Origin of the sequence: Uliginosibacterium sediminicola (assembly GCF_039631295.1) — a bacterium.
Lineage (GTDB): Bacteria > Pseudomonadota > Gammaproteobacteria > Burkholderiales > Rhodocyclaceae > Viridibacterium > Viridibacterium sediminicola.
The window spans coordinates 62,731-88,038 of record NZ_JBDIVE010000010.1; the positions used below are offsets into that span (position 1 = coordinate 62,731).

At 62.0% G+C, this 25,308-nt stretch carries 25 protein-coding genes; 17 read left to right on the plus strand and 8 right to left on the minus strand.

Going from position 1 to position 25,308, the window contains the following annotated elements:
- The first annotated feature begins 159 nt into the window (after window positions 1-159).
- The 16 genes from ABDB84_RS16225 (at window position 160) to ABDB84_RS16300 (ending at window position 15,671) form a co-directional block, all read left to right on the plus strand.
- Window positions 160-2,526 (plus strand): TonB-dependent receptor, encoded by a 2,367-nt coding sequence (locus ABDB84_RS16225; RefSeq protein ID WP_345920806.1) that lies wholly within the window; start codon window positions 160-162, stop codon window positions 2,524-2,526.
- A gap of 13 nt (window positions 2,527-2,539) precedes the next feature.
- Window positions 2,540-3,136 (plus strand): MotA/TolQ/ExbB proton channel family protein, encoded by a 597-nt coding sequence (locus ABDB84_RS16230; RefSeq protein ID WP_345920807.1) that lies wholly within the window; start codon window positions 2,540-2,542, stop codon window positions 3,134-3,136.
- A gap of 16 nt (window positions 3,137-3,152) precedes the next feature.
- Window positions 3,153-3,563: an ExbD/TolR family protein gene (locus tag ABDB84_RS16235; protein ID WP_345920808.1), complete on the plus strand. Its 411-nt coding sequence runs from the start codon at window positions 3,153-3,155 to the stop codon at window positions 3,561-3,563.
- Complete coding sequence (locus ABDB84_RS16240) at window positions 3,560-4,255, plus strand: TonB family protein (RefSeq protein ID WP_345920809.1); 696 nt, start codon at window positions 3,560-3,562, stop codon at window positions 4,253-4,255. The genes ABDB84_RS16235 and ABDB84_RS16240 overlap by 4 nt, the downstream gene beginning before the upstream one ends.
- Window positions 4,252-5,106: a putative hydro-lyase gene (locus ABDB84_RS16245; protein ID WP_345920810.1), complete on the plus strand. Its 855-nt coding sequence runs from the start codon at window positions 4,252-4,254 to the stop codon at window positions 5,104-5,106. The genes ABDB84_RS16240 and ABDB84_RS16245 overlap by 4 nt, the downstream gene beginning before the upstream one ends.
- Window positions 5,096-5,962, plus strand: a complete 867-nt coding sequence (locus ABDB84_RS16250; protein ID WP_345920811.1) for a phytanoyl-CoA dioxygenase family protein — start codon at window positions 5,096-5,098, stop codon at window positions 5,960-5,962. Before ABDB84_RS16245 ends, ABDB84_RS16250 begins: the two co-directional genes overlap by 11 nt.
- Before the next feature lie 14 nt (window positions 5,963-5,976).
- Complete coding sequence (locus ABDB84_RS16255) at window positions 5,977-6,759, plus strand: SDR family NAD(P)-dependent oxidoreductase (RefSeq protein WP_345920812.1); 783 nt, start codon at window positions 5,977-5,979, stop codon at window positions 6,757-6,759.
- A gap of 165 nt (window positions 6,760-6,924) precedes the next feature.
- Window positions 6,925-7,707, plus strand: a complete 783-nt coding sequence (locus ABDB84_RS16260) for a sulfite exporter TauE/SafE family protein (protein ID WP_345920813.1) — start codon at window positions 6,925-6,927, stop codon at window positions 7,705-7,707.
- Between the two features lie 20 nt (window positions 7,708-7,727).
- Window positions 7,728-9,410 (plus strand): nitrite/sulfite reductase, encoded by a 1,683-nt coding sequence (locus tag ABDB84_RS16265; protein WP_345920814.1) that lies wholly within the window; start codon window positions 7,728-7,730, stop codon window positions 9,408-9,410.
- A gap of 3 nt (window positions 9,411-9,413) precedes the next feature.
- The gene (locus tag ABDB84_RS16270) at window positions 9,414-10,028 is read left to right on the plus strand and encodes a DUF934 domain-containing protein (protein ID WP_345920815.1); all 615 of its coding nucleotides are present in this window, start codon (window positions 9,414-9,416) and stop codon (window positions 10,026-10,028) included.
- Window position 10,029: 1 nt separating this feature from the next.
- The gene (locus ABDB84_RS16275; protein ID WP_345920816.1) at window positions 10,030-10,785 is read left to right on the plus strand and encodes a phosphoadenylyl-sulfate reductase; all 756 of its coding nucleotides are present in this window, start codon (window positions 10,030-10,032) and stop codon (window positions 10,783-10,785) included.
- 276 nt (window positions 10,786-11,061) lie between these two features.
- Complete coding sequence (gene cysD / locus ABDB84_RS16280) at window positions 11,062-11,997, plus strand: sulfate adenylyltransferase subunit CysD (protein ID WP_345920817.1); 936 nt, start codon at window positions 11,062-11,064, stop codon at window positions 11,995-11,997.
- A 162-nt stretch (window positions 11,998-12,159) separates the two neighbouring features.
- Complete coding sequence (locus ABDB84_RS16285; protein WP_345920818.1) at window positions 12,160-13,446, plus strand: sulfate adenylyltransferase subunit 1; 1,287 nt, start codon at window positions 12,160-12,162, stop codon at window positions 13,444-13,446.
- Between the two features lie 39 nt (window positions 13,447-13,485).
- Window positions 13,486-14,187 carry an FKBP-type peptidyl-prolyl cis-trans isomerase gene (locus ABDB84_RS16290; protein WP_345920819.1) on the plus strand — a complete coding sequence of 234 codons (702 nt, stop codon included), beginning with the start codon at window positions 13,486-13,488 and terminating at the stop codon, window positions 14,185-14,187.
- 688 nt (window positions 14,188-14,875) lie between these two features.
- Window positions 14,876-15,196: a BrnT family toxin gene (locus ABDB84_RS16295; protein WP_345920820.1), complete on the plus strand. Its 321-nt coding sequence runs from the start codon at window positions 14,876-14,878 to the stop codon at window positions 15,194-15,196.
- A complete protein-coding gene (locus ABDB84_RS16300) occupies window positions 15,168-15,671 on the plus strand; it encodes a hypothetical protein (RefSeq protein ID WP_345920821.1) in 504 nt (167 codons plus the stop codon). The genes ABDB84_RS16295 and ABDB84_RS16300 overlap by 29 nt, the downstream gene beginning before the upstream one ends.
- Before the next feature lie 267 nt (window positions 15,672-15,938).
- Here the strand turns inward: ABDB84_RS16300 and ABDB84_RS16305 are convergent, their stop codons facing one another.
- The 8 genes from ABDB84_RS16305 to ABDB84_RS16340 form a co-directional block, all read right to left on the minus strand.
- A complete protein-coding gene (locus ABDB84_RS16305; protein WP_345920822.1) occupies window positions 15,939-16,238 on the minus strand; it encodes a PAAR domain-containing protein in 300 nt (99 codons plus the stop codon).
- Window positions 16,239-16,257: 19 nt separating this feature from the next.
- Window positions 16,258-17,649 (minus strand): phage late control D family protein, encoded by a 1,392-nt coding sequence (locus tag ABDB84_RS16310; RefSeq protein WP_345920823.1) that lies wholly within the window; start codon window positions 17,647-17,649, stop codon window positions 16,258-16,260.
- Window positions 17,650-17,863: 214 nt separating this feature from the next.
- Window positions 17,864-18,358 carry a hypothetical protein gene (locus ABDB84_RS16315; RefSeq protein ID WP_345920824.1) on the minus strand — a complete coding sequence of 165 codons (495 nt, stop codon included), beginning with the start codon at window positions 18,356-18,358 and terminating at the stop codon, window positions 17,864-17,866.
- Between the two features lie 138 nt (window positions 18,359-18,496).
- Window positions 18,497-18,706 carry a DUF6587 family protein gene (locus ABDB84_RS16320; protein WP_345920825.1) on the minus strand — a complete coding sequence of 70 codons (210 nt, stop codon included), beginning with the start codon at window positions 18,704-18,706 and terminating at the stop codon, window positions 18,497-18,499.
- Window positions 18,703-20,541, minus strand: coding sequence for a ferrous iron transporter B (gene feoB, locus ABDB84_RS16325; RefSeq protein WP_345920826.1), 1,839 nt, complete (start codon window positions 20,539-20,541; stop codon window positions 18,703-18,705). The genes ABDB84_RS16320 and feoB overlap by 4 nt, the downstream gene beginning before the upstream one ends.
- 8 nt (window positions 20,542-20,549) lie before the next feature.
- A complete protein-coding gene (locus ABDB84_RS16330) occupies window positions 20,550-20,789 on the minus strand; it encodes a FeoA family protein (RefSeq protein WP_345920827.1) in 240 nt (79 codons plus the stop codon).
- 138 nt (window positions 20,790-20,927) lie between these two features.
- Window positions 20,928-22,553, minus strand: coding sequence for a methyl-accepting chemotaxis protein (locus tag ABDB84_RS16335; protein WP_345920828.1), 1,626 nt, complete (start codon window positions 22,551-22,553; stop codon window positions 20,928-20,930).
- Between the two features lie 153 nt (window positions 22,554-22,706).
- The gene (locus tag ABDB84_RS16340; RefSeq protein WP_345920829.1) at window positions 22,707-23,108 is read right to left on the minus strand and encodes a SoxR reducing system RseC family protein; all 402 of its coding nucleotides are present in this window, start codon (window positions 23,106-23,108) and stop codon (window positions 22,707-22,709) included.
- 411 nt (window positions 23,109-23,519) lie between these two features.
- Between ABDB84_RS16340 and nifA the strand changes: the two genes are divergently transcribed.
- A complete protein-coding gene (nifA, locus tag ABDB84_RS16345) occupies window positions 23,520-25,226 on the plus strand; it encodes a nif-specific transcriptional activator NifA (RefSeq protein WP_345920830.1) in 1,707 nt (568 codons plus the stop codon).
- Window positions 25,227-25,308: the final 82 nt, after the last annotated feature.

Here is a 25,308-nt window from a genome sequence, read left to right on the forward strand (position 1 = left end):
GCAACAACTGCTCACGAAAAAAGCAATTCTTGCAACGCCGCCTTATCGCTAGATTACATCGCATACCAGTCGGCGATATCGAAGTTTCAAGACTCGCATACATAGAACGCGCAACGCTCTCTGGCTTCAGCCCCTTCAACCTTGATAGAGATCCTGCAGATGAAAACCGAACTTCTTGTTTCGTGCATCGTGGCCGCAGCAGCCATCCCGGGGACGGCGCTCGCTCAGACGACGCCGGAAAACCAAAAGACCGACATCGGTCGTGTCAATGCGTCTGGCGCGGCGGGCGATGGCGCTGCGAGTGCAGACAACACGCCAAGCGCGACGGGTGTGACGCGCAAGGAACTGGGCGGCGGCCTGATGGTGGATGAGAACGTCTCCAAGGCCAAAAGCTCGGTGACGCGCGACTTCATCCAGAAGCAACAACCGTCCTCCGATGTGTTCCAGCTGCTGAAGTTTTCTCCCGGTGCCAACTCGGCTGCGGGCGATGCCTGGGGCCTGAATCAGGGCATCATCGCCGTGCGCGGTCTGGAAGGTGGCCAGCTCGGTTTCAACTTCGAAGGCATGCCGCTGAGCGTGGCGTCCAACTGGTCGGTCTTCCCGGGTCAGTGGATCGACACCGAGAACACCGATGTGGTGACCCTCAATCAGGGCAGTGCCGATATCTCGTCGCCCAACGTCAACGCCACCGGCGGCAATGTCGACCTCTTCCTGCACACGCCGAGCAAGCAACGCGGCGGTCTGATCGGTCTCTCCTACGGCAGCGACAATGCACGTCGCATTTTCATCCGTGGCGAAACGGGCAATAGCGCTGACGGCACGGCGCGCGCTTTCGTTTCGTGGTCGCACATGGATGCGGACCACTTTCGTGGTCCCGGCAAGGATACCAAGGACATCTTCTCCTTCGGTGGCGTCAAGGACTGGGGGCAGGGTAGCCGCACCAAGATCGCCATGACCTACACCGAAGTCATGCGCGACACCTACAAGAACCCGACCAAGGCGCAGTGGAATGCCAGCGGTGTCGATGGTGATCAGAGCAACTACAGCAACAACTACGCAACGGGTGGCACCAACTACTACGGCTTGCTCAAAAACCCCTGGCGTAATCTGCTGCTGTCGGCGCCGAGCGATTTCAAGATCAATGATGCACTGAGCATCAATGTGACGCCGTATGTCTTCTACGGCTACGGTGCATCGGGTGCCGGTTCCGTGCTCAACGAGTCGTCGGTGGGCATGGGCAACACGCTCTCCGCGGTGGATCTCAATGGCAATGGCACCACCACGGACCGCAACGTTCTGGTCTACAGCCCGATCTTCGAAGACAACACGCGTATGGGCGCCACCACCAAGGCCACCTACACGATCGCCAACCACACCCTGGTCGGTGGCCTGTGGTACCAGTATTCGCGTGACCAGCTGTATCGCCGTTACGCGCAGGCCTCTACCGATGGCACGCCGATGGATGAGACCGGTGAAGAGTTCCTGATCCGCGATGCCTCCGGCACCGTGGTCAGGACCTGGGACCAGGATACGCGCGATGATTTCCGCGCCGTGTTCTTTGGCGACACCATCAACTTCATGGATGATCGTCTTGCCTTCGATATCGGTGGCAAGCAACTGTGGCTGACCCGTGAAGGCATCAACCGCGTGCCGAATGCTGTCGGCCGCACCGAAGCGAGCCACAACCCCTTCCTGCCGACCGGTGCGGTGCGCTTCAAGTTCAATGATCAGCACATGGTCTTTGTGAGCATCGCCAAGGGCTATCGCCTGCTGCCCGCCGGTGCCCTGTACCCGCGTTACAGCGCAACCACGGCAGCGCTGTCGACACGTGCCAATCCGGATCAGCCTTCCGAAACCTCGACCGGTGGCGAGCTCGGTTATCGCTATCAAGGCAAGATTTTCAGCCTCTCGACCTCCGTCTTCCACTACGACTTCAAGAATCGCCAGATCTCTGCAGTCGCCTGTGACGGCAACGCCTGTATCTCGCAACCGATCAATGGCGGCAAGCAACGCGCCCAGGGTCTGGATTTCGAAGCCGGCCTGCGTCCGTACAAGAACTTCCGCCCTTACGTCTCGTTCGAGCTGCTGAGCACCAAGCTGCAGAGCGACATTCCGGTCTCGGGTGACTATCTGCCGACGACGGGCAAGTCTGCCGTGCGGGCACCGAAGTTCACCGGCGCCATCGCAGTGGATTACGACAATGGCACGCTGTTCGGCAACTTCGGCTTCAAGCATGTCGGTTCGCAGTACGCCACCTTCATGAATGACGAGAAGATGCCCTCGTACAACACCTTCGATGCTGCGATTGGTTACCGCTTTGCCGGCAACGACACCTTCAAGAAACCCGAAGTGCGTCTGAACCTGCTCAACCTGACCAACAAGAAGTATCTCTCCGGCATCTACAGCCCCACCACCAATGCCACGGCAACCCGGGGTACCAACGGCACGACAGTCGCCGCCAGCGCTCCGAGCTACCTCATTGGCAACACCTTCTCGGCGATGGTCACCGTCGCTACCGCGTTCTAATCAAAGGTCCGTCATGTCGATCAGTCAAGAAACACTACACGCCGCTTCGATCAACCTGCTTTACGCCGGTGTCGTACTCCTGACATTTGTCATCATCGAGCGCTTCGTTTATTACGTGCATCTGAGCATGCGCAGCCGCAGCATCGCCAAGGCGATTGCCGCGGCGGTCAGTGCCGACTCCGCCCGGCCGCTGCCGCAGCTGGCGGCGGCGAGCGATGTGCTCACCATGTCGATGCAGGAATACGTCAGCGTGCAAAGCAAGGGTGGCGTGTCGCGGGAACGCATCGAGGACTTGTCCTCGGCGCTGTTCCTGCGGGTCGACAGCAAGGTCAATCGCGGCTTGTGGATTCTCGACACCATCGTCACGGCGGCGCCGCTGCTGGGGCTGCTGGGGACCATCCTGGGCATCATGGATACCTTCCATGCGCTGTCCGCCGGTGGTATCTCGGACCCCGGCGCGGTCAGTCGTGGCATCGGTTCAGCGCTGTTCGCGACGGCCATCGGTATCGGCACCGCGCTCTACGGTCTGATCGGCCACAACGTGCTGCACCGCCTCGGTGAGCGCCTGACCGACGACTTCAAGAGCTTCCTGCTCGAAACCACGGTCTGAAGCGCCGGAGTCCGCAATGAGAAACTTCCCGCAACGCCGTGAGCGCAAGGCGCGCATCGAGATCATTCCGATGATCGATGTGATGATGTTCCTGCTCGTCTTCTTCGTGCTGATCAGCACCAATGTGCTGCCGGCACTGGGCATGAAGGTCGCGCTGCCTGGTTCCTCCCAGCCCAGCGCGCTGAAAGACGAGCCGCTGCGCATCACGGTCACGGTCGATCATGAAGGCAAGGTTTATGTCGATGGCGTGGCAACGCCGCTGTTGGAGCTGGCGACGCGTCTGAAGAGCATCGCCGGCGAGCGCAAGCCGATGATCATCATCGCCGGCGATTCACAGTCGAATCTGCAAAGCCTTGTCGACGTCCTCGATCAACTGAAGATTGCGGGCATGCCTGCCGCATCCATCATTACCAAGCGCAATCCGTGAGCACTCTAGCTATCACTGTTGATCCGGCAGAGCGTGGCAGCTTGGTGACGGCCGCAGTCGGCACCGCCCTGGCGGTGCTGCTGATGGTCCTGACGCCCAAGAGCGTCGAGCCACCGCCACCGCAATTGCCGGTTGATGACGCGCCCATCGTGGCGCTGACCGAACCGCCCGAGCCCAAGCCGGTCAAGCCGGAGCCGCCCAAGCCGGTCACCCCGCCACCGAAAGCGGTGGCCTTGCCCAAGCCGGTAGCGACGCCCACACCGCCGCCGCCCGCGCCTTCACCGGTGCCCTCGCCAGTGCCGGTGCCGCCACCGCCGCCGCCGGTTGCAGCGCCGGTGACGCCGCCGACACCGACGCCACCCCCACCGCCCGCAGCACCGGCGCAGAACGCCAGCGTGGAGAACAGCTACGTCGCCAAGCTGCGCGCCTACATCCGCTCGATTACGGAATATCCGACTTCGGGTGATGCGCGTCGCTTGCGGCCTGAGGGTTCGACCATCGTGCGCTTCGTGCTGTCGCGCGCCGGTGCGGTGTCGGATGTGCAGGTCGAGCGCTCGGCCGGTTCGCCGATTCTCGACAAGAAGGCGGTGTCCATCGTCGCCGGTGGCAGCTATCCGGCGATGCCGGCGGACGCCTGGGTCGGCGCGGCCGAGCATGTGTTCACCGTCACCGTGCAGTTCATCGCGCCATGACCGAGACCTTGCCTGCCCTCGATCTGGCCACGCCGCCTGCGGTGCGTGCGGCGATCCGCAGTGGCGCCTACCGTGGCTTCACCAATCTGCTGGCACGCGACTACGTGCAGGGCAATCTGATGGTCGTGCCGCAGGCGCAGGCCGATGATTTTGCCGAGTTCTGCGCACGCAATGCGCAGGCCTTGCCCCTGCTCGGACGCTCCGCGCCCGGTGCGGTCGGCATTCCGGCGCTCGCGGCGGATCTTGATCTGCGCAGCGATGTCGGCGGTTACATGGTGTTCCGTGATGGCGTGCTGTGCGCCACGCCGCAGGACGTGCGCAGCGAGTGGCGTGAGGATCTGGTCGCCTTCGTGCTCGGCTGCTCGTTCTCTTTCGAGCGCCTGCTGCTCCAGCACGGCATCCGCCTGCGTCATCTCGATGAAGGCAATGTCTCGGCGATGTATGTCACCACGCTGCAGACGCGCAGCGCCGGCCCGTTCAAGGGGCCGCTGGTGGTGTCGATGCGTGCGCTGCGCGCGGCGGATGTTGAGCGTGCGGCCGAGGTGTCGGCGCGCTACCCGATGTTTCACGGCGCGCCGGTGCATATCGGTGATCCGGCGGCAATCGGCATTACTGACCTGTCGCAGTCCTACGGCGGGCATGGGCTTACGCAGTTACAGGACGACGAAGTTCCGGTTTTCTGGGCGTGTGGTGCAACCGCCCAGCTCGCAGCGCTGCATGCAGGTCTGCCGCTGTGCATTACGCATCACCAGGCACACATGGTGGTGACCGACCTGCAGATTGAAGCGCTGGCGTCGCGGACGCACGCTCAACACAGCCAACAACAAGGAAAGCAGCAGAATGGACATTGAACAGTTATTCGAGCAATACCAGCGTGACGGCTACGTCATCCTGCCCGCCGCACTGGACGCGGACGAGATCGCCGCGCTGCGCGCCACCACCGACCGCATCAGCGAACAGGCGCGTGGCCTCAGCGAAGAGAACGCGGTGTTCGACTTCGAGAGCGGCCACACGCCCGAGGCGCCGCTGATCCAGCGCATCAAGAAGCCGCATCGCGTCGATCCCTACTATTTCGCGCTGGCCCGCCACCCCAAGATCATGCCCCTGGTGCAGCGCCTGTGCGGCGAGAACCTGCGCCTGAGCCACAGCAAGATCAACATGAAGTCGGCGCTGGCTGGTTCGCCGCTGCAATGGCACCAGGACTGGGCTTTTGCGCCGCACACCAATATGTCGACCTGCGTGGTCTCGGTGATGCTCGACGAGACGCGTGAAGGCAATGGCGCCATGCAGGTGATTCCCGGCAGCCATCTGGGCCCGCTGTACGAGCACCATGATCCGGAGCTGGGCTTTGTCGGCGCCATCGATGTCGAGAAGACCGGGCTGGATCTGAGCCCGGCCGTGTCCCTGGTCGGCGGTCCCGGCACCATCTCCTTCCACCACCCGATGACCATCCACGGCTCGGGCGCCAATCGCTCCAGCGCACCGCGCCGCATCCTGTTCCTCGAATACGCCGCGACCGATGCTTACCCGTTGTTCTACTCGGTCGATTGGGACGAATACAACTCGCGCATCGTCCATGGCGAGCCGAGCAGTCATGCGCGTGTCGAGGTCAATCCGGTCAAGCTGCCTTTCCCCTCCAGTGCCGGCAGCTCGATCTACAAGACCCAGGCCAAGGTCAAATCCCCGTTTTTTGTGCCCGTGGCATAAGGAAGAACTTCATCATGAACAAGCAGATTGCTCTGGTCACCGGCGCCAGCAGCGGCACCGGCCGACATATCGCCATCGCCCTGGCGCAGGACGGTTGCGATGTGGCCATCCTCGGTCGGCGCTCGCAGGAGCTGGAAGAAACCGCCCGCCAGATCACCCAGGCCGGCGCGCGGGTCTTGATCCTCAATGCCGATCTGCGTGATGAAGCGGCGGTCAAGCAGGCCATGGCAAGCTTGCTGGAGTGGTCCGGCCAGCGTGTGGACATCCTGGTCAACGCCGCCGGCATCCCCGGCCCGCTGGGCGACCCGATTGGCGAGCTGGGCGTGGAGGACTTCGATTCGGTGATGTCCACCAATCTGCGTGGCCCCTTTCTGACCATGTCCTATCTGCTGCCGGTGATGTGTCGCCATGGTCGTGGCCGCGTCATCAACATCGGTGGCACCCACGGCATGCGCGGCCGCGCAGGGCGCGCCAGCTATGCCACCTCGAAGTGGGCACTGCGGGGTCTGACGCGCAGCGCCGCGCTTGAGGTCGGCGAATACGGCGTCACCGCCAATCTGATCGCGCCCGGCCCGATTGCGGTTGATCGCATGCGCAAGCGCTGGGCGGCGCAGGCGCTGGATCAGGGCGTCAGCGAAGATGTGATCCTCGAGCGCTACATTGCCGACATGGGCACGGCGCTCAAGCGCCCCAATGAAACCGGCGACATCGTCGAGATGGTGCGCTTCCTCGCCGGCGAGGGCGGGCGCAACATCACCGGGCAGGAGCTGGTGGTCGATGGCGGCGTGATCGTCTAAGGCGCCCCAGCCGGCGTTTGCGGCAGCCCGGCGGCGTTTGCTCCGGGCGCCGCAGCGCGCCGTGTATTACTTTTTCTTCTATTGGTGTAAGCGGCAGGCGGGTGCCGGTTTGCCAAGCGGGCGGCTATGATCCATGCTTCCCGGCTTGTCCTGCTTGTACCAATCATGAATATCCTCTATCCGGTTGCCGGCTTTACCGTGGGCACCATCGTCGGTTTGACCGGCGTGGGCGGCGGTTCGCTGATGACGCCGCTGCTGGTGCTGCTGTTCGGCGTCAGCCCTGCTGTAGCGGTTGGCACCGATCTGCTCTACGCCTCGATCACCAAGGCCGGCGGCACCCTGGCGCACAGTCTCAAGGGCACGGTGGATTGGGCCATCGCGCGTTCGCTGGCCTGCGGTTCGCTGCCGGCGGCAGCGCTGACCCTGTGGGCGATGCAGACCTTTTTCCCCGGTGGTCTGGGTGATGCCAAGGGCTTGATCTCCCTGTCGCTGGGCATTGCCTTGTTGCTCACCGCCGTCTCGCTGATCTTCCGTCAGCGCATCCAGGCCTTTGCCCAGCGCCACGCGCCGGCCAAGCCCAATCCGCGTCGTACCTTCTGGCTGACCGTGTTCACCGGCGCCCTGCTTGGCGTACTGGTGACCATTTCCTCGGTGGGCGCGGGGGCACTGGGAGTGACAGCTTTGTTCTTCCTGTATCCGCACCTGCCGGCACACCGCATCGTCGGTTCGGACATCGCCCATGCGGTGCCGCTGACCATGGTGGCGGGCTTTGGCCACTGGCTGCTGGGCGGTATCGACTGGATTTTGCTGGGTAGTCTGCTGATCGGCTCCCTGCCCGGCATCTGGATCGGCAGCCATATTTCGGCCAAGGTGCCGGAAAAAGTATTGCGCCCCATTCTTGCTGGCATGCTGGTGCTGATCGGCGCCAAGCTCATTGCGGCGCACTGAATTCGCGAAAGAGAGTTGTCATGTACAAATACGATGCCTTTGACCAGCAGCTTGTGCGCGAGCGTGTCGCACAGTTTCGTGACCAGACCCGGCGCTTCCTCGCCGGCGAGCTGAGCGGCGACGAGTTCAAGCCGCTGCGCCTGCAGAACGGCCTCTACATCCAGCGCTATGCGCCGATGCTGCGCGTGGCCGTGCCGTACGGCATGCTCAATTCGACGCAGATCCGCAAGCTGGCGCACATCGCCCGCACTTACGACAAGGGTTATGCCCACGTCTCGACGCGGCAGAATTTCCAGTTCAACTGGCCCGAGCTCGCCCGCGTGCCTGACATCCTCGAAGAGCTGGCCGAGGTCGAGATGCACGCCATCCAGACCTCGGGCAATTGCATCCGCAACGTAACCACCGACCAATTCGCCGGCATCGCGCCTGACGAGGTGGTCGATCCGCGCCCGCTGGCCGAAATCATCCGCCAGTGGAGCACCTTCCACCCCGAATTCGCGCTGCTGCCGCGCAAGTTCAAGTTCGCCGTCAGCGGTTCGAGCAATGACCGCGCCGTGGTGCAGATGCACGACATCGGTCTGGAGTTCTATCGTGACGCCGCGGGCGCGCTGCTGATCAAGGTGTGGGTTGGCGGCGGTCTGGGCCGCACGCCCATCCTTGGCGAAGTCATCGAGGAAGCGCTGCCCTGGCAGCATCTGCTGACCTATTGCGACGCCATCATTCGCGTCTATAACCGCTGGGGCCGCCGCGACAACATCTACAAGGCGCGCATCAAGATCCTCGTCAAGGCGCTGGGTCTGGCCGAGTTCAAGCGCCAGGTCGAAGCCGAATGGGCGTTCCACAAGGATGGCCCGAACACCATTACGCAAGCCGAGTTCGACCGCGTCGCGCAGTTCTTCACCGCGCCGGCCTATGAAACCCTGCCCGCCAGCGATGCCGGCTTCGACGCCAAGCTGGCCGAAGACAAGGCCTTCGCCAACTGGGTCAAGCGCAATGTGCATGCGCACAAGGTCGCCGGCTATCGCGCCGTGACCCTGTCGCTGAAGACCACCGGTATCGCGCCGGGTGACATCACCGACAAGCAGCTCGATCTGGTGGCTGATCTGGCCGACCAGTACAGCTTCGGCGAACTGCGCAACTCGCATGAGCAGAACATCATCCTCGCCGACGTCAAGCTCGGCGATCTCTACGCGCTGTGGCAAACGGCCAAGGCGGCGGGGCTGGCGACGCCGAACATCGGCCTGATCACCGACATCATTTGCTGCCCGGGCGGCGATTTCTGCGATCTGGCCAACGCCAAGAGCATCCCGATTGCCGAGGCCGTGCAGCGCCAGTTCGACGATCTCGATTACCAGCACGACATCGGCGAGCTGGAGCTGAACATCTCCGGCTGCATGAATTCCTGCGGTCATCACCATGTCGGCCACATCGGCATCCTCGGCGTCGACAAGGGCGATAGTGAGTGGTATCAGGTTTCCATCGGTGGCAAGCAGGGCAATGACGCCAGCCTGGGCGACGTGATCGGCCCGTCTTTTGCCGCCCATGAAGTGGCCGGCGTGGTGCAGCGCCTGATCGACGTGTATGTCGACAACCGCACGCCGGAAGAGCGCTTCATCGACACCGTGCGCCGCATCGGCGCGGCACCGTTCAAAGACCGCGTCTATGCTGACCGCCAGCCGGGCAAGCAGAAAGTGGAGGCTTAAAGCATGAGCAATCTGATCAAACTGCAGGGCGCGGACGCCCACATCGTCAGCGCGGACAGCTGGCAGCTGGTGCGCCTGCCTGCCGCGCAGGAAGAGGTGAAGAAGCAGGCCGGCAAGGTCGTGCTGTTCAAGCTGACCGGCGTGGCCAGTGCCAGCGCCGAGCAGATCGCCGCGACCGAGCTGCCGGCCGGCCAGATCGTGCTGCCGCTGCCGGTCTTCCTGGCGCGCCGCGAAGACCTCGCGGCACGCATCGCCGCCGGCGAGATCGGCGTCTGGCTGGAGAGTCACGAGCTGGTCGAAGACCTGGCCGCCGCACAGGCGGATCTGTCGGCGCTGCCGCTGATCGTCATCCACATCGAGCGCTTTGCCGACGGCCGTGCTTACTCCAGCGCTGCGCTGCTGCGCAGCCGTTTCGGCTTCAAGGGCGAGCTGCGCGCCATCGGCGATGTGCTGCGCGACCAGCTGTTCTTCCTCAAGCGCTGCGGTTTTGATGCCTTCGAAATCCGCGCTGACCGCTCGGCGGCCGATGCGCTGGCCTCGCTCAAGGACTTCAGCGAGCCCTACCAGGGCGCGACGGTGATTGATCAACCGCTGTGGCGTCGCCACGCGCGAGGCTGATATGGCAGAGACAGTCTCCTTCCTCAAGCCGCGCGCGGCCAATCCGGCGACCAGCCCGGAGCTGAGCGACGCGCTGCGCGCCACCGTCGCCATCAAGCGCACCCAGGTTGCCGAGTTGCTGCATGCGGCCGCCGCCCTGCACGGCGCGGTGACCTTTGCCAACAGCTTCGGCGCCGAAGACATGGTGCTGACCGACATCATCCTCAAGGAAAACCTGCCGATCGAGATCTTCTCGCTCGACACGGGCCGCCTGCCGGCCGAGACCTACACCTTGATGGGGGAGGTCGAGCAGCAGTACGCGACCAAGCTGAAGGTCTTCTTCCCGCAAAGCGGTGCTGTCGAGCAGTACGTGCGTACGCACGGCATCAATGCCTTCTACGACTCGGTCGAGCTTCGCAAAGCCTGCTGTCAGGTGCGCAAGGTCGAGCCGCTGCGCCGTGCGCTGGCCGGCAAGGGCGCCTGGGTGACCGGCATGCGCGCCGCCCAGAGCATGACCCGCGCCGACCTGCCGGTGCGTCAATTTGACGATGGCAACGGCCTGGAGAAGTACAATCCGCTCTCGGACTGGAGCGAGCAGGAGGTGTGGGCGTATCTCCGCATCCATGGCGTGCCGTACAACGCCCTGCATGACCAGTTCTATCCCAGCATCGGTTGTGCGCCCTGTACGCGGGCGATTGCTGTCGGCGAAGACGTCCGCGCCGGCCGCTGGTGGTGGGAAAACCCGGACAGCAAGGAATGCGGGCTTCATGCCAAATGAAGCGCGCAGTCCGCAGTTGGCCGGGGTTCGGCGGAACAAGGCAACATTGCAAAGCGCTTTGTGGAGCCAAGATCCGACTCTGAAAGAGTGCGGTTTGCACGTGAAAAAGTGAATTGCTGGCAAGCCCTTCACCGCCCAGGCGTGAAGGGATGCAAAGGGCCGCAAAGCTGTTCTGCGGCGCTGATCAGGCTGTTTGTATGGATGGTTTGAAGGATTTGCCGGGCTTCTTTGCGGCCCTTTGCGTGTCCTTTGCGCCTTTGCGGTGACGATGAATTTATGACGACTTTGACCAAACAAACCCTCTCCCACCTCGACTGGCTTGAAGCCGAGGCGATCCACATCATGCGCGAGGTGGCCGGCCAGTGCGAACGTCCGGTGCTGCTGTTCTCGGGCGGCAAGGATTCGATCTGCATGCTGCGCGTGGCCGAAAAGGCCTTCCGCCCGGGCAAGTTTCCCTTCCCGCTGATGCACATCGACACCGGCCACAACTACAAGGAAGTCGTCGAGTTCCGCGACAAGCGCGCGGCCGAGCTGGGCGAGCGCCTGATCGTGCGTTCGGTCGAAGACTCGATGAAGCGCGGCACCGTGGTGCTCAAGTCGCCGGATGAGTCGCGCAACAAGCATCAGGCGGTGACCCTGCTCGAAGCGATTGCCGAATTCGAGTTCGATGCCTGTATCGGCGGTGCGCGTCGCGACGAAGAGAAGGCGCGTGCCAAAGAACGCGTGATGAGCTTCCGCGACGAGTTCGGTTCCTGGGACCCGAAGAACCAGCGTCCCGAGCTGTGGAGCCTCTACAACGCCCGCGTGCACAAGGGCGAAAACATTCGCGCCTTCCCGATCAGCAACTGGACCGAGATGGACGTGTGGCAATACATCGAGCGCGAAAAGCTCGAACTGCCCTCGATCTACTTTGCTCACACGCGTCCGGTGGTGATGCGTCAGGGCGCGATCATGCCGGTCAATGTTGAACTGGCCAGCGGTGAAGTGCTCAACCAGCCGAAAGCGGGCGAAGAGATCATCAATATGGAAGTACGCTTCCGCACGGTGGGCGACATTCCCTGCACGGCGCCGGTGCCCTCGGATGCCGACACGGTTGAGAAGATCGTCGTCGAAACTGCCACCACCACGATTACTGAACGCGGCGCCACGCGCCTCGACGATCAGACTTCCGAAGCCTCGATGGAGCAACGGAAGAAAGAAGGGTATTTCTGAACTCCTTCACCGCACAGGCGCGAAGGGATGTAAAGGGCCGCAAAGGTTTTGTGCGGATCGAGAGTAGGAATGAATTGAAAATAGGTGCTGAGGTCAAACCAGAGGGATTCTTTGCGGCCCTTCGCGTTTCCTCCGCGCCTTTGCGGTGAAAAGGTTTTAAAAATGTCTGCACACGAAAACATTCAAGACAACGGCTTGCTGCGCTTCATGACCTGCGGCAGCGTGGACGATGGCAAGAGCACCCTGATCGGGCGCCTGCTCTACGACACCAAGACCATCCTCGCTGACACGCTCAACGCCATCGAGAAGACCTCGGCCAAGCGCGGCATGGAAGCGGTCGACCTGTCCCTGCTCACCGACGGTCTGCAGGCCGAGCGCGAGCAGGGCATCACCATCGACGTGGCCTATCGCTACTTCAGCACCGGTACGCGCAAGTACATCATCGCTGACGCACCGGGCCACGAGCAGTACACGCGCAACATGGTTACGGCGGCTTCGACGGCCGATCTGGCGATCATCCTCATCGATGCGCGCAAGGGCGTGCTGACGCAGACCCGTCGCCACAGCTATCTGGCGCATCTGGTGAACATCCCCCACGTCGTGGTGGCGGTGAACAAGATGGACCTGATCGACCACGACCAAGCCAAGTTCGATGCCATCGTTGCCGACTACAAGGCTTTCATCGCCAAGATGGGGCTGTTCAACGACGGTCGCGACATCCAGTTCATCCCGATGTCGGCACTCAATGGCGACAACCTCGTTGATCGTTCGGAGACCATGAGCTGGTACCAGGGCCCGACCCTGCTGGAGCTGCTCGAAGCTGCGCCGGCCGCTCACGCCCAGGGTTCCGAAGCGTTCCGCTTCCCGGTGCAGTACGTCTGTCGTCCGCAGGATTCGGCCAATCCTGAGCTGCATGATTACCGTGGCTTCCAGGGCCGTGTCGAATCCGGCTCGGTGAAGGTCGGTGATCTGCTCACTGCGCTGCCCAATGGCCGCGAAAGCCGCGTCAAGGCGGTGCAGATCGGTGGCGTCGATATTGCCGAAGGCCTGGCCGAGCAGTCGATCACCCTTCTGCTCGAAGACGAGATCGACATCTCGCGCGGCGATATGCTGGTCAAGAGCAGCGATGTGCCGGCCCAGCAAAAGGAGATCAATGCGATGGTCTGCTGGCTGTCGGAGACGCCGCTGTCACCGGCGCGCACCTACCTGATCCGCCACACTACGCGCAGCACCAAGGCCAAGCTCACCGGCATCGCCTACAAGATCGACGTGAACTCGCAAGAGCATGTCGATGCCACGGCGCTGGCCATGAACGACATCGCCCGCGTCGGCTGGAAACTGGCACAGCCGGTCTTTGCCGACCCCTATGCGGCAAACCGTGCGACGGGCGCTTTCATTATCATTGACGAGTCGAGCAACAACACGGTCGGTGCAGGCATGATCCTGTAGCATTGCTGCTCGCTTATCACCCCTCTTACTAGGAAACCCATGAACAAGACTCTCGTAGTGCTGCTGTCCGTCTTCACGCTGTCCTCTGCCATGGCAGCCGAGATGACCGAAGACCAGAAGACGCTTTACGCTGCCGGCCTGTTGCTCGGCCAGCAGCTGTCGGCGTTCTCGCCCACGGCAGCGGAGCTGGAGATCGTCAAGAAAGGCATCAGCGATTCGATCGCCGGCAACAAGCCTGCCGTCGAGCTCGAAACCTACGGCCCGAAGATCCAGCAACTGGCCCAGTCGCGCCGTGCCGCGCTGGCCGGCAAGCAAGCGGCTGCTGGCAAGGCCTTTGTCGACAAGGCTGCCAAGGAACCGGGCGCCGTCAAGACTGCATCCGGCCTGATCTACTTCTCGCTCAAGGAAGGCACCGGCCCCAATCCCGCAGCCAGCGATACCGTCAAGGTCAACTACCGTGGCACCCTCATCGATGGCAAGGAGTTCGACAGCTCCTACAAGCGCGGCGAGCCGATCGAATTCCCGCTCAGCGGCGTGATCAAGTGCTGGGGTGAAGGCGTGCAGAAGATGAAGGTCGGTGGCAAGGCTCGCCTGGTCTGCCCGGCATCCATCGCCTACGGCGACAACGGCGCTGGCGCAGTGATCCCCCCGGGCGCGACGCTCAACTTCGAAGTCGAACTGCTGGCCATCAACAAGCCGGCACCGGCTCCGGCAGCAGCACCGGAAGCGGGCAAGAAGTAAGACGACGCATTAAAAGGCGTTGTGCCTGTTGCGTGTAAAGCGCCTCAACTAGCGCCGACGTGACAGCCTGCTAATCGGCTACAGAGCAATCTGTGGCCGATTTTCTTTTGTAGGCCATGGCTTTGAATGAAGCGCACATCGGGATGAATGTCTTGAATTGAGGTTCGCGATGGAGGAATGCATTTGGCATTGTTGTGTGATAGCAGTAGGGCGGAACTCCACCGGAGGTTCCGCCCGCCGCCCGCAGGGCGGCAATCGGCATCAGGCTACGCGGAGTGGATTGGCAGAGCTGCTTTGCGTTCCGCCCTTGTGGGGAAGTGTTCCGTAGTACGCAGTGAAGATGTAGCCTGGATGTAGCGCAGCGGAATCCGGGCGATTTTCACCCTCACACCCCCCGGATTCCGGCTTCGCCTGCATCCAGGCTACTTGCTTGGCCGGCGTATGCCATGGAAATCCATCATTCGGGCCGTGACAGCAGTAGGTCGGAAAAGCGAAGCGCCTTCCGACGTTCGGGAGCTCTTGATGAGTAAAGGCTTGAATTAAAAGGCGAAAACGTCGGAAGGCGCCTGCGGCTTTTCCGACCTCCGTACATTCAATCATTCCGACTTACGGCCTTGTGTTCCGGGGTACGCGGTGCCATGACGTTATCCTTATAGTTCAGTTGCGACTCCACGCTCAGCAAGCGACAATGGCATCACAACGACAAGGGCTTTCAGTCATGGATGTGGAGTGGGACGAGGAAAAGAACAGCCAGAACAAAGAGAAGCACAAGCTTAGCTTTGAGACAGCTCAGGGCATCTTCAACGACAAAAGAAGAATTGAGCGCCTAGATAAAGCAGATGACGAGGACAGAATTGTAACGATCGGCATGATTGGTGGCGTTTGCGTGCTTGCCTGCTACACTATAAGAGAGTATGAAACCCATGAACGCTATAGACTTATTTCAGCCCGAAAGGCAGACAAGCAGGAACGAAAAAGCTATGAAGCACAGCGTTTCCTCCGCACTTGACGAGTTGCGCGCTCTGGCAGACATGCCGGACGAAGACATCAACTACGACGACATCCCACAGCAGTCTGCCGAGCAGATCGCTGCGATGACGCCATCTCCGCGCAAAAATATGGCGCCGTTTCAATACACAAATGAGGCGCTAAGGGCTCTGTATGAAGCAAAGACTCCTGATGGTCACATTAAGGTAGTCATTAGTTGCGACCCCACCAAGACGACGGCTAAATATTTCTTAGATAAACTACCTCTAGTTAAAGGCGCTCTGCAGCACTTTCGACAGGCGGCGTTTGAGGTTCCCTCATTTGAAATTCGCGAATACGAGTGGGGCACGCTACAATTTTCAAGCAAGTCGACAGTCGCCTCCGTAACGGGCGAAGAGCTTAAAAAGCTCGCGCAAGATTTCGAGACGAACTACCCACCTGGAGGCCGTCATGCGCCTCTAAAAGCTAAGAGCAAGGCGCCTCGAAAGACGCGATGAAAAAATGGGGCTAACAAGCCCCTTTCTTTTAGCCTGGGTTCCACCTCGCGCTCGACAGCCTCCAACATGGTCGAGCGCATGTTCTCTCCGTAGGTCGTTTCGCCCAGCCCGTTGGGTGCAATAAGCGTTAGCGCATTGCACCGGATATTGGCGTGGTTACCCGCGTGCGAGTTTGTTTCCCGTAACTTGTCGGTGCAATGCCCTTCGGCTATTGCACCTGCGCCTTGAGCGTCGGATGAAGGCTCTATGCGCGAATGCTTTATGCGTTTACCCGCCAATCATCACCGTAGGCAAGCCCAGCACGATGGTGCCGCCATGAGCCGTGGTGTCGCCCATGCGCGCGGCGGGTTTGCCGCAGATCATGACGGTGGCGGATCCCTTCACGATGCTGTCGGGTGGGCCGACGCAGACGCACATGTCACCCAGCACGGCGGCGGGCAGACTCCCGATGAGAACGGTGGGCGCACCTGGGCCCACTACCGGACCGCCCACGTGCGGGATGGGCGGCAGGCCAGGGGTCACCATCGGGCAGGTGTGCATGTCGGTGAGGCGCGCGGCGGCTGGCATGTGTGTCGGTCTCTGTTCGTCAGTTGATCATGACCATCGCGCCCTTGATGGTGGTCTGGCCGCTGGCCGAGAGTTCGGCGGTGGCCGATCCTTTGGCGGTCAATGCTATATCGGCGTTGAGATTCAGGTTGAGGCCGTGCGCGGAAAAATCCTGTGTCGATTTCAGATCGAGCTTGCCGGTGGCCTCCAGCGTGATCGAGCCCTTAGCCTGTATGTTGATGTTTTGCTGGCTGTTGAGCGAGATTCCGCTGCTGCCCAGCTCAACCGTGTTGCCGTTCTGGTCCTTAAGCAGGATGGATTTGCCCTCGTCGCTGATGGCGATGGAGTTCCCGCCGGGCGTCGCAAGACTCAGGATTTTCTTTTCGTCGTCGAACTCGATCTTGAGCTGGCTCTTCGAGACAATCGCATCGCCGATCTGCAGGCCGCTCACGCTGCTTGTGGTGCTTGATGCGGGCGGCGCTGTCTTTGAGTGGTGCTCGGTGAAGCATTTCAGATCCATTCCGAAGCTCGCTTCGCTTATCCAGTTTCCGTCGCGGATCTCATGGCGCACTCCGGTGACAAGCACCGTTCCGTTAAAGCGCTTGCCGACGCCTGCCAGCAGTAGCGTGGTGCCGGTCTTTGCCAGAGCGCAGCCCTGGAACTTGACGCGTCCCCGCAGGCTGGACAGCTCAGCCTTCAACTGCGTGGCCTTGGTCCAGGCTTCCTGCTCCGCAGCGTCCAGACCGGCAGGGATTTTCAGATGAGCCAAGCGCTCGCCCGGCAGCTCGGTTAGCTCGGCTTTGAATTCCATGATGTCGGTGCCGTAGATGACCTGCAGAGGCGGGGTTGCGGAGGTATCGGGAGCCTTTACCGTCACCGTTGTGCCTTCGACCAGCACGAGCAGCCCGCTCTGCTCGGCGCGTGCCACCATGAAATCCCAATCGCTAGCGTTGTACTGCAGCCGCTCCCGGTGCCTGATTACGGTGGCGTCGACATCGGCGGTGAGACTGTACTTGTTCAGCAAGGCTGTGATTGCCTCGCCGTCGGTCTCATTGTGGTGGTGGGCGTAATGTCGGCTGACCGTCATCGCCAAAGCTGTGCTGCTGCATTCGAGTTCCAGCAACGTATGGTTTGTGCTGTCAATCGACAAGCCGTGGCGGACCACGATCCCTTCGAAAATGGTGGCTGCTTCTGCTCCGTAGCCAGCTTGTAGGACAATGGATTTGCCGGGTTTGAAGACATCCGAGTCGCTGACAGCAAACTCCTCTTGTGACGCATCACCGTCCATGATTGAAATCAGGCAGCGGGGGATGCGGTTGTAGCCCGTGATGATTTCCACCGACATGAAAGAGAGGTCTGGAATCACTTGCCCGTCGCTTGTCACGATCAGCTTGACGAGTCCGCTGCTGGAGAGGGTGGGAGATACTGGCATTGTGTCTTCTCGATTTCGCAAAGAGGGAGCAGGGCGGCGCTGGCATCAGGCTGCGTAAGCCCGGCTGAAGGATACCGTTTTCTGCGTAATAAAATGCTGGGTGTTCTGAGCGAAGCGCACCACACCGCATGTTTCATTGCGCGCAAAACAAAATCGGCCACAGAGCGATCTGTGACCGATCATCAAGCAGACTCCAATGTAGACTTTTGGCTGCTCAGCGATGGTGATGCAAAGTGCCGTTCTTGAGCGTCGGGTGGCGCGTATGGAAGTCGATCCACACGATGTCGGCGGCGGTCTCCGGCTTGCTGCTGTGGCTGTCTTCAAGACGTGCTGCGAGGAACAGGCGGCCGAGCATGGTGTGGCGCCAGACTTCGCCCCCGAAGAGGGCGTAGAAACGCGTGCGCTCCAGGCGCGCGGCGGCCAGGAGGGGAATTGCCTGGCGCGGGGGCAGGGCCACGACCGAGGCGAGCGAGAGACGGTTGATGACCTCGGTGTCCAGCGCTTCGTAGAAGGCCAGGGTTTGATCCGGGCTGAGCGACTGATAGTGCTGGAACCATTCGTCGTGGCGCAGCAAGAGACAGTCCGTTTCCGGCTTGGACAGCCAGTACAGGTTCCAGGCCTGGGTATCACCGCGCTCCTGCATGATGCGAAAGACGCAACGCTGCGTACCCGGAATCGCGTAGTACTCGGGGGTGAGCGGGGCATACATGGGACAACCGTTCCACAAGACCATTTTGCCGATCCTTCAGAGTGCGGCATCAAGCGGCCGCGTGTATCTGTTTTATCGGATTTCTGGCGCGGAGCTTGAGCGAAAGCTGCTGTCAGACGCAGGCTGACGCGCGCCCGTTCAGGGCTTGCGGTGGAGGTGTACGGTGCTCTGCGTGGGGCCGCTGCTGCAGTTGCCGCAGCCGCTGCCACAGCTGCCACAGGCGGCGGCTGCACTGCGCCCGCTGAGCTTGAGCCACAGGCGTGGCGCCTGCTTGCGCAGGACCACCAGGGCACAGGCAATCACGGCAGCGCCGACGATCAGCGGTTCCAGCGTGGCGTAGAGGCTCATGACAGCAGAATCCCGATGCGATTGGCGATGAAAGCGGCCAGCCAGGCCAGGCCGAACAGGTAGACCAGAGCAATGCCGACCGGGCGCCAGGAGCCCGTTTCACGGCGCATCACGGCCAGGGTGGAGAGACACTGCGGTGCGTAGATGTACCAGGCCATCAAGGCCAGCGCTGTGCCCAGCGACCACTGGCTGGCAATCAGCGGTGCCAGAGCTGCTTCGGCGTCCGCTGTGCTGCCGATGGCATACACCGTCGCCAGGCCGCTGACAGCCACTTCACGTGCGGCCAGACCGGGAATCAGCGCCACGCAGATCTGCCAGTTGAAACCCACCGGCGCAAAGATTACCTGCATGGCGCGGCCGATATGGCCGGCAAAGCTGTATTCGATGGCGGTGCCATGCCAGTCGGCCGGCGGTGCCGGGAAGCTGGCGAGGAACCACAGCAGCACCGACAGCGCGAGGATGATGCCGCCGACGCGCTTGAGGAAGATGCTGGCGCGCTCCATCAGGCCGATGCCGATATCGCGCCAGTTTGGCAGGCGCCAGGACGGCAGCTCCATCAGCAGGGCGACATCCGCATGGCCGCTGCCAAAGCGTTTGACGACCCAGGCCACCGCCAGCGCGGTGACGATGCCGGCCATGTAGAGGCCGAACAGCACCAAGCCTTGCAGACCGAACACGCCCAGCACGGTGCGATCCGGCACAAAGGCGCCGATCAGCAGCGCATACACCGGCAGACGTGCCGAGCAGGTCATCAGCGGCGCGACCATGATGGTCAGCAGGCGATCGCGCGGATGCTGAATGCTGCGCGTGGCCATGATGCCGGGAATGGCGCAGGCAAAGCTCGACAGCAGCGGAATGAAGGCGCGCCCGGAGAGCCCGGAGGCGAGCATCAGGCGGTCGAGCAGGAAGGCCGCACGCGGCAGGTAGCCGGACTCTTCGAGGCAGAGGATGAACAGGAACAGCAGCAGGATCTGCGGCAGGAACACCAGCACGCTGCCGACGCCGGCAATCACGCCATCGACCAGCAGGCTCTTGAGCATGCCATCGGGCAGCAGATCACCCACCAGCGTGCCGCTGGCCGCCACGGCCGCTTCAATGCCATCCTGGAAGGGGCCAGCCCAGCTGAACACGGCCTGGAACATGAGGAACATCACTGCCGCCAGGATCAGCATGCCGATTACCGGGTGCAGGGTCCAGCGGTCCAGCGCGTCGTCGATCTCGGCGGTGCGGCGCGGCACGCTCACCGCAGCGTTGAGCAGGCCTTGCACCGCTTCGTGCAGATCGGCATCGGCGGGCAGGGCCTGTGGTGCAGGCGGCCACTGGCCATCGAGTGCGGCGAGCAGGCCGGCAGCGCCGTCCTTGCGCACGGCGATGGTTTCCACCACCGGCATGCCCAGCAGGCTTTGCAGCTTTTCGCGGTCGATGCGGATGCCGCGTTTTTGCGCCGCATCCATCATGTTCAGCGAGACCAGCATCGGCAGGCCCAGGCGTGCCAGTTCGAGGACGAAACGCAGGTGCAGGCGCAGATTGGTGGCGTCCACCACGCAGATCAGCAGATCCGGGCGTGCCTCATCGCTGCGTGCGCCCATCACCACATCGCGGGTGACGGCCTCGTCGGGGCTGGTCGCAGTGAGACTGTAGGCGCCGGGCAGATCGAGCAGGCGCAGACTGCGGCCCGAGGGCAGTTGCAGCTGGCCTTCCTTGCGCTCGACGGTGACGCCGGCGTAATTGGCCACTTTCTGGCGGCTGCCGGTGAGGCGATTGAACAGTGCGGTTTTGCCGCAATTGGGATTGCCCAGCAGGGCCGCGTGCAAAACCGGATTGGCAGTACTCATGCGGGTCTTCAGGCAGCGAGTGAAACACGTACGCGGGCTGCCTCACTGCGGCGCAGAGCAAAGCGCGTGAAACCGACTTGTACGGCAATGGTCTCCGCCCCCAGCGGGCCGAAAGCGACCACCGTGACCGGCTCACCACGCACGAAACCGAGCTCGCGCAAGCGGCGGGCAATAGCGTCGTTGGCGTGCAGGCCTTCGACGCTGTCGACGATGGCGCGCGCTCCGCGCTTGAGAATAGAGAGGTTCATGATGTGAGCCGTGAGCGAATCAATAAAATGCGAACTATTCGCATTTATATACTTTTAGCCGGGCCCAGGCAAGCAAACGCGGCGCGAGTTTGTGTGTGTTTGTAATACGTCAACCCGCGCCGTTTGGTTGCTCCGTACTTAGAGCCGGAAATGATTGATCGTCCCCAGCATTTCGTTGGCGATGTGGTTCAGCTGTTGTGAGGCATTGCTGGTTGAGCCGCTGTTGTGGCTGATTTCCTCGGCACGCCGTGCTATCTGCTCGACCTTGCCGGCGACATCGTTCGAGGCGGCCGACTGTTCGCGCAGGCCTTCGGCGATACCGCTGACCAGATCAGAGACATGGCTGGCGATGCCGCGCAATTCCTTGATCGCTTCGCCGGCACTCTGGGCCAGGGCCACGCCCTGATCAACCGAGCTGACGCCATCGCGGATTCCGCTCACGGCTTCGCGGGTCGACACCTGGATGGTGCCGATCATCTGGCTGATTTCAGCCGTCGAGTGCGAGGTGCGCTCGGCCAGCTTGCGTACCTCGTCGGCCACCACTGCGAAGCCGCGTCCCTGTTCGCCCGCACGCGCCGCTTCGATAGCGGCATTGAGCGCCAGCAGATTGGTCTGGTCGGCGATTTCGCGGATCACCACGACGATATTGGAAATGCGTGCCGATTGCTCTTCCAGGGCGCTGATGTGGCTGGCCGAGGCATTGACCACCTCGGCGAGGCGGCGGATTTCGTCCACCACGCGGCTGATCGAGCTGGCGCCCGTGGCGGCCTGGCGATCAGCATCGGCGGCCAGCGTGCTGGCCTCGGCGGTATTGTCGGACACCTGGGCGATGGAGGTGGTCAGCTCTTCCACATTGGCCGCGATGGCCGAGGCGGCGGCACTCTGCGCGTGGCTGTTGTGCTCCATGTCGCCGACATTGCCACTGAGCAGCTTGGCGGCCTCGCTGACTGCATGGGCCTGTTGGCGGGTGTCGGAGACGGCTTTGCGCAGCGAGTCACGCATTTGCAGCATGGCGGCATTGAGGGTGCCGATCTCGTCCTTGCTGGGGGCGCCCAGCTGCGCGTTGAGGTCGCCTTCGGCGATGCGCTGGGTGGCGCTGACCGCTGCCGAGAGCCGCTGCGAGATGCGTCGCGCAAACCAGATCGAGAAGCCCAGTGCGATTACGCTGGAGATCAGCAGCGCCAGCCAGGCGCTGGTCCGGGCTGCGGCACCGGAGGCGTAAGCCTGATCCGTGCGTTCGCGGGCTTCACCCTGTTTGAATTTTTCAAGCGCGTCGGTGGCATCACGCGTGGCATTGGCGAGCTTGACCCATTCGCTCTTTTGCAGGGTGACAGCGCCAGCGCGGTCACCTGTCTTGAGCAGGGCGACGGCTTTCTCGACGCTGTCGCGATAGGCGGCGGAAGACTTTTCGACGGCGTCGACAAAGGGTTTGTCCTGGTCATCATCGATCAGTTTGCGCTGCGTCGCAATCTCGTCTTTGAGCTGGCCGTCGAGCTCGTTCATCGAGCGGCTGAGCTTGTCACGCTCGGCGTCGGATTCTGCCAGCATCAATTCAAGGCTGCGCACCCGGTAGCGCAGACGCAATTGCGAAATCAGCGAGGCCGAGCGCAGGGATGCCACAGAGTTTTCCTTGATGACACCGAGCTGGGTGTGAATCGTGCCGATCTGGATCGCGGCGAACACGAGCGCCAGCAGCAAGGTGCCACTGCCGACCACGAAGTTCAGCGCCAGCTTGCTGCCAAAGCGCAGTTGATCAAACCACATACTGTTTCTCCCATTGAATCGATGCAGTCTGAAGACGGCGGATTTGGCATGAACGCGCGGTTTTCAAGACTTAACACTGCTAACGGGGGAATTTATTTATTACTTTAGTTGCATGCGCAAACTAAAAAGCTCAGCCGGGACGCCGGTTTCGCCTTACAGAATGCGGATCTCCGGGTTTGCCTGTAAGTTGGCCAAGCGACTGGCCAGTCGCGTTACGACGAAGCCGGCGGCCAGGCCCAGCGCGCCGCTGGCCAGGCTTTGCCCATCGCTGGCCGAAGCCAGGCTGGAGAGCAGGATGCCCAGCATGAAACCGGCAATCGGCGGCGCGTAGATCAGGGTCACCAGGCGCAGGGTGAGGCCGGTCGGCATCTGGATTTCTACCTGATCGCCCACTTGCAGGCGCGAGAGCAGCGGCGTGTCGACCGGCACCTCGCGCGTGGTGCCTACGCCGCAGGCGGATTTGCTGCGGCAGCCGCCGCAGGCCGATTGTTCGGCGACACTGACCTTGACCGAATGGGCCTCGATTGAAACGACGCGTGCCTGTGCTGTGCTCATGTCCTGATCCACCTGGGAGATGTTTGTGATCAAACCAGCAAATGCCATGCCGTGGCATTTTGCGGAGTGGTGGGCGCCCGCAGTGATTCAAAAATGGGCAAATTTGTGTCACATGGCACGAGGATGCGTCAGCTTTGTAAGAAGTGTGACGTCGTCGTGCCGGTCTTGTGTCGTTCTGTACGGCTAGCCAGCATGCAGGAAGGATGCTGCGAGTACGCCGCGAACTATGCTGCTGTGCAGAATTTTCCTTGCGGATGACATCTCTTGGGGCGCAATGCTGTCGACGGTACGTAGCTTGCTTGCTAAGAGTATGGATGAGGGTTTTCCCCTCACGCGGTACCCCCGGCTTCCAAAAATAAAACTAATAGGGCAGTGAAAGGGTTCGTGTTGTGTCACGCGGAGGTACGCGTCATGGCTGCGAATGGTATTGATGTGAATGCACGTGCAAACCTCGATCTCGTCACGGTCTACGAGATCAGCAAGATCCTCAGCTCGTCCTTGGATATTTCCAAGACCTTACGTGAGGCCCTCAACGTCCTGGCCCATCACCTCGATTTCCGCCGCGGCATGATCGTGCTGGAAGAAGAGGATGGCGAGACCCTGACCCTGCATGCCGCCGTCGGTCTGACCGCGGTGGAATGGCTCGGCGGCCGTTACCATGCGGGCGAGGGCATCATCGGCCGCGTATTCTCTTCGGGCAGCCCGATCGTGGTGCCGGATATTTCCAACGAGCCGCTGTTCCTCAACCGCACCGGTTCGGTCGACGAACCGCATACCGAGCCCATCGGCTTTGTCGGCGTGCCGATCCGCGGCGGCAACGAAACCATCGGCGTGCTCAGCATCGACCGTGTCGCCGGGCGTTCCGGTGGCTTTGGCAACGATGTGCGCCTGCTGTCGATGGTGGCCAACCTGGTCGGTCAGTCGGTTGCCCTGCGGCGTGTCGTCAGCGATGAGCACGAGCGTCTGCTGACCCAGGCCAAGCGGGTGCGCAAGGAGACGCGCACGCGCTTCAAGCTCGATAATGTCGTCGGCAATAGCCGCAGCATGCAGGAGGTATTCTCCGAGGTGCATCAGGTTGCGCCCTCGCGCGCCACCGTGTTGCTGCGTGGCGAGAGCGGCACCGGCAAGGAAGTGATTGCCCGTTCGATCCACGAATTGTCGACGCGCAAGGGCGGCCCCTTCATCAAGCTCAACTGTGCGGCGCTTTCCGAGTCCCTGCTCGAATCGGAACTGTTCGGCCATGAAAAAGGCTCCTTCACGGGCGCTACCGGTGACCGCAAGGGGCGCTTCGAGCTGGCCGATGGCGGCACCTTGTTCCTCGATGAAATCGGTGACATCTCGCCAGCCTTCCAGACCAAGCTGCTGCGCGTGCTGCAGGAGCGCGAATTCGAACGCGTGGGCGGCAGCAAGGCGATCAAGGTCGATGTGCGCCTGGTCTGCGCGACCAATCGCAACCTCGAAAAAATGGTGGCAGCGGGTACCTTCCGCGCCGACCTGTATTTCCGCATCAATGTGGTCAGCATCTTCCTGCCCGCGCTGCGCGACCGGCGTGACGACATCCCGGCGCTGGCCAAGCACTTCCTGGATCGCTTCAACCGCGAGAACGGGCGCCAAATGGAGCTTTCGCCCAGCGGTGAAGATGTGATCCTGCATTGTTACTGGCCGGGCAATGTGCGCGAGCTGGAAAACTGTATCGAGCGCACCGCGACGATGGCGCATCACGATGCCATCGAGCACTCGGATTTCCCCTGTTCGGCCAATCGCTGTCTGACCCAGGTCCTGCACTTCATGAAAAAGGACGACGCCGTCGCCCCGGTGCTTGGCCATGTTGAAACGCATCCGCCCACCGTCGGCGCTGGGAGTAGCGGCAGTGGCGGCGCTGCCATTGCGTCGGAAGAGGACAGCAGCGTGGCTGTGGCGGCAGCCGCTGGCACTGCTGAGGTCGCGCCCTCGCGTCAATTTGGCGGTGATAAGCCGCAGGGCGAGAAGGAGCGCCTGATCTGGGCCATGGAGCAATGTGGCTGGGTGCAGGCCAAGGCTGCACGCCTGCTCAACATCACGCCACGCCAGATGGGCTACGCGCTGCAGAAGTACAACATCGAGGTGCGCCGCTTCTGAGTGCCGGCGGCGCAGGCGCCTCAGGTGCTATTGTCGACATCCCGACATGTCAAACCTCAGGCTGGCCCTGAGTGCTGACGGG

What these genes read in the sequence shown, in the direction of transcription:
- ABDB84_RS16225 (WP_345920806.1), top strand. Translation starts at nt 160, where the DNA reads ATGAAAACCGAACTTCTTGTTTCGTGCATCGTGGCCGCAGCAGCCATC.
- ABDB84_RS16230 (WP_345920807.1), top strand. Translation starts at nt 2,540, where the DNA reads ATGTCGATCAGTCAAGAAACACTACACGCCGCTTCGATCAACCTGCTT.
- ABDB84_RS16235 (WP_345920808.1), top strand. Translation starts at nt 3,153, where the DNA reads ATGAGAAACTTCCCGCAACGCCGTGAGCGCAAGGCGCGCATCGAGATC.
- ABDB84_RS16245 (WP_345920810.1), top strand. Translation starts at nt 4,252, where the DNA reads ATGACCGAGACCTTGCCTGCCCTCGATCTGGCCACGCCGCCTGCGGTG.
- ABDB84_RS16250 (WP_345920811.1), top strand. Translation starts at nt 5,096, where the DNA reads ATGGACATTGAACAGTTATTCGAGCAATACCAGCGTGACGGCTACGTC.
- ABDB84_RS16255 (WP_345920812.1), top strand. Translation starts at nt 5,977, where the DNA reads ATGAACAAGCAGATTGCTCTGGTCACCGGCGCCAGCAGCGGCACCGGC.
- ABDB84_RS16260 (WP_345920813.1), top strand. Translation starts at nt 6,925, where the DNA reads ATGAATATCCTCTATCCGGTTGCCGGCTTTACCGTGGGCACCATCGTC.
- ABDB84_RS16265 (WP_345920814.1), top strand. Translation starts at nt 7,728, where the DNA reads ATGTACAAATACGATGCCTTTGACCAGCAGCTTGTGCGCGAGCGTGTC.
- ABDB84_RS16270 (WP_345920815.1), top strand. Translation starts at nt 9,414, where the DNA reads ATGAGCAATCTGATCAAACTGCAGGGCGCGGACGCCCACATCGTCAGC.
- ABDB84_RS16275 (WP_345920816.1), top strand. Translation starts at nt 10,030, where the DNA reads ATGGCAGAGACAGTCTCCTTCCTCAAGCCGCGCGCGGCCAATCCGGCG.
- cysD (WP_345920817.1), top strand. Translation starts at nt 11,062, where the DNA reads ATGACGACTTTGACCAAACAAACCCTCTCCCACCTCGACTGGCTTGAA.
- ABDB84_RS16285 (WP_345920818.1), top strand. Translation starts at nt 12,160, where the DNA reads ATGTCTGCACACGAAAACATTCAAGACAACGGCTTGCTGCGCTTCATG.
- ABDB84_RS16290 (WP_345920819.1), top strand. Translation starts at nt 13,486, where the DNA reads ATGAACAAGACTCTCGTAGTGCTGCTGTCCGTCTTCACGCTGTCCTCT.
- ABDB84_RS16295 (WP_345920820.1), top strand. Translation starts at nt 14,876, where the DNA reads ATGGCATCACAACGACAAGGGCTTTCAGTCATGGATGTGGAGTGGGAC.
- ABDB84_RS16300 (WP_345920821.1), top strand. Translation starts at nt 15,168, where the DNA reads ATGAAGCACAGCGTTTCCTCCGCACTTGACGAGTTGCGCGCTCTGGCA.
- ABDB84_RS16305 (WP_345920822.1), bottom strand. Translation starts at nt 16,238, where the DNA reads ATGCCAGCCGCCGCGCGCCTCACCGACATGCACACCTGCCCGATGGTG.
- ABDB84_RS16310 (WP_345920823.1), bottom strand. Translation starts at nt 17,649, where the DNA reads ATGCCAGTATCTCCCACCCTCTCCAGCAGCGGACTCGTCAAGCTGATC.
- ABDB84_RS16315 (WP_345920824.1), bottom strand. Translation starts at nt 18,358, where the DNA reads ATGTATGCCCCGCTCACCCCCGAGTACTACGCGATTCCGGGTACGCAG.
- ABDB84_RS16320 (WP_345920825.1), bottom strand. Translation starts at nt 18,706, where the DNA reads ATGAGCCTCTACGCCACGCTGGAACCGCTGATCGTCGGCGCTGCCGTG.
- feoB (WP_345920826.1), bottom strand. Translation starts at nt 20,541, where the DNA reads ATGAGTACTGCCAATCCGGTTTTGCACGCGGCCCTGCTGGGCAATCCC.
- ABDB84_RS16330 (WP_345920827.1), bottom strand. Translation starts at nt 20,789, where the DNA reads ATGAACCTCTCTATTCTCAAGCGCGGAGCGCGCGCCATCGTCGACAGC.
- ABDB84_RS16335 (WP_345920828.1), bottom strand. Translation starts at nt 22,553, where the DNA reads ATGTGGTTTGATCAACTGCGCTTTGGCAGCAAGCTGGCGCTGAACTTC.
- ABDB84_RS16340 (WP_345920829.1), bottom strand. Translation starts at nt 23,108, where the DNA reads ATGAGCACAGCACAGGCACGCGTCGTTTCAATCGAGGCCCATTCGGTC.
- nifA (WP_345920830.1), top strand. Translation starts at nt 23,520, where the DNA reads ATGGCTGCGAATGGTATTGATGTGAATGCACGTGCAAACCTCGATCTC.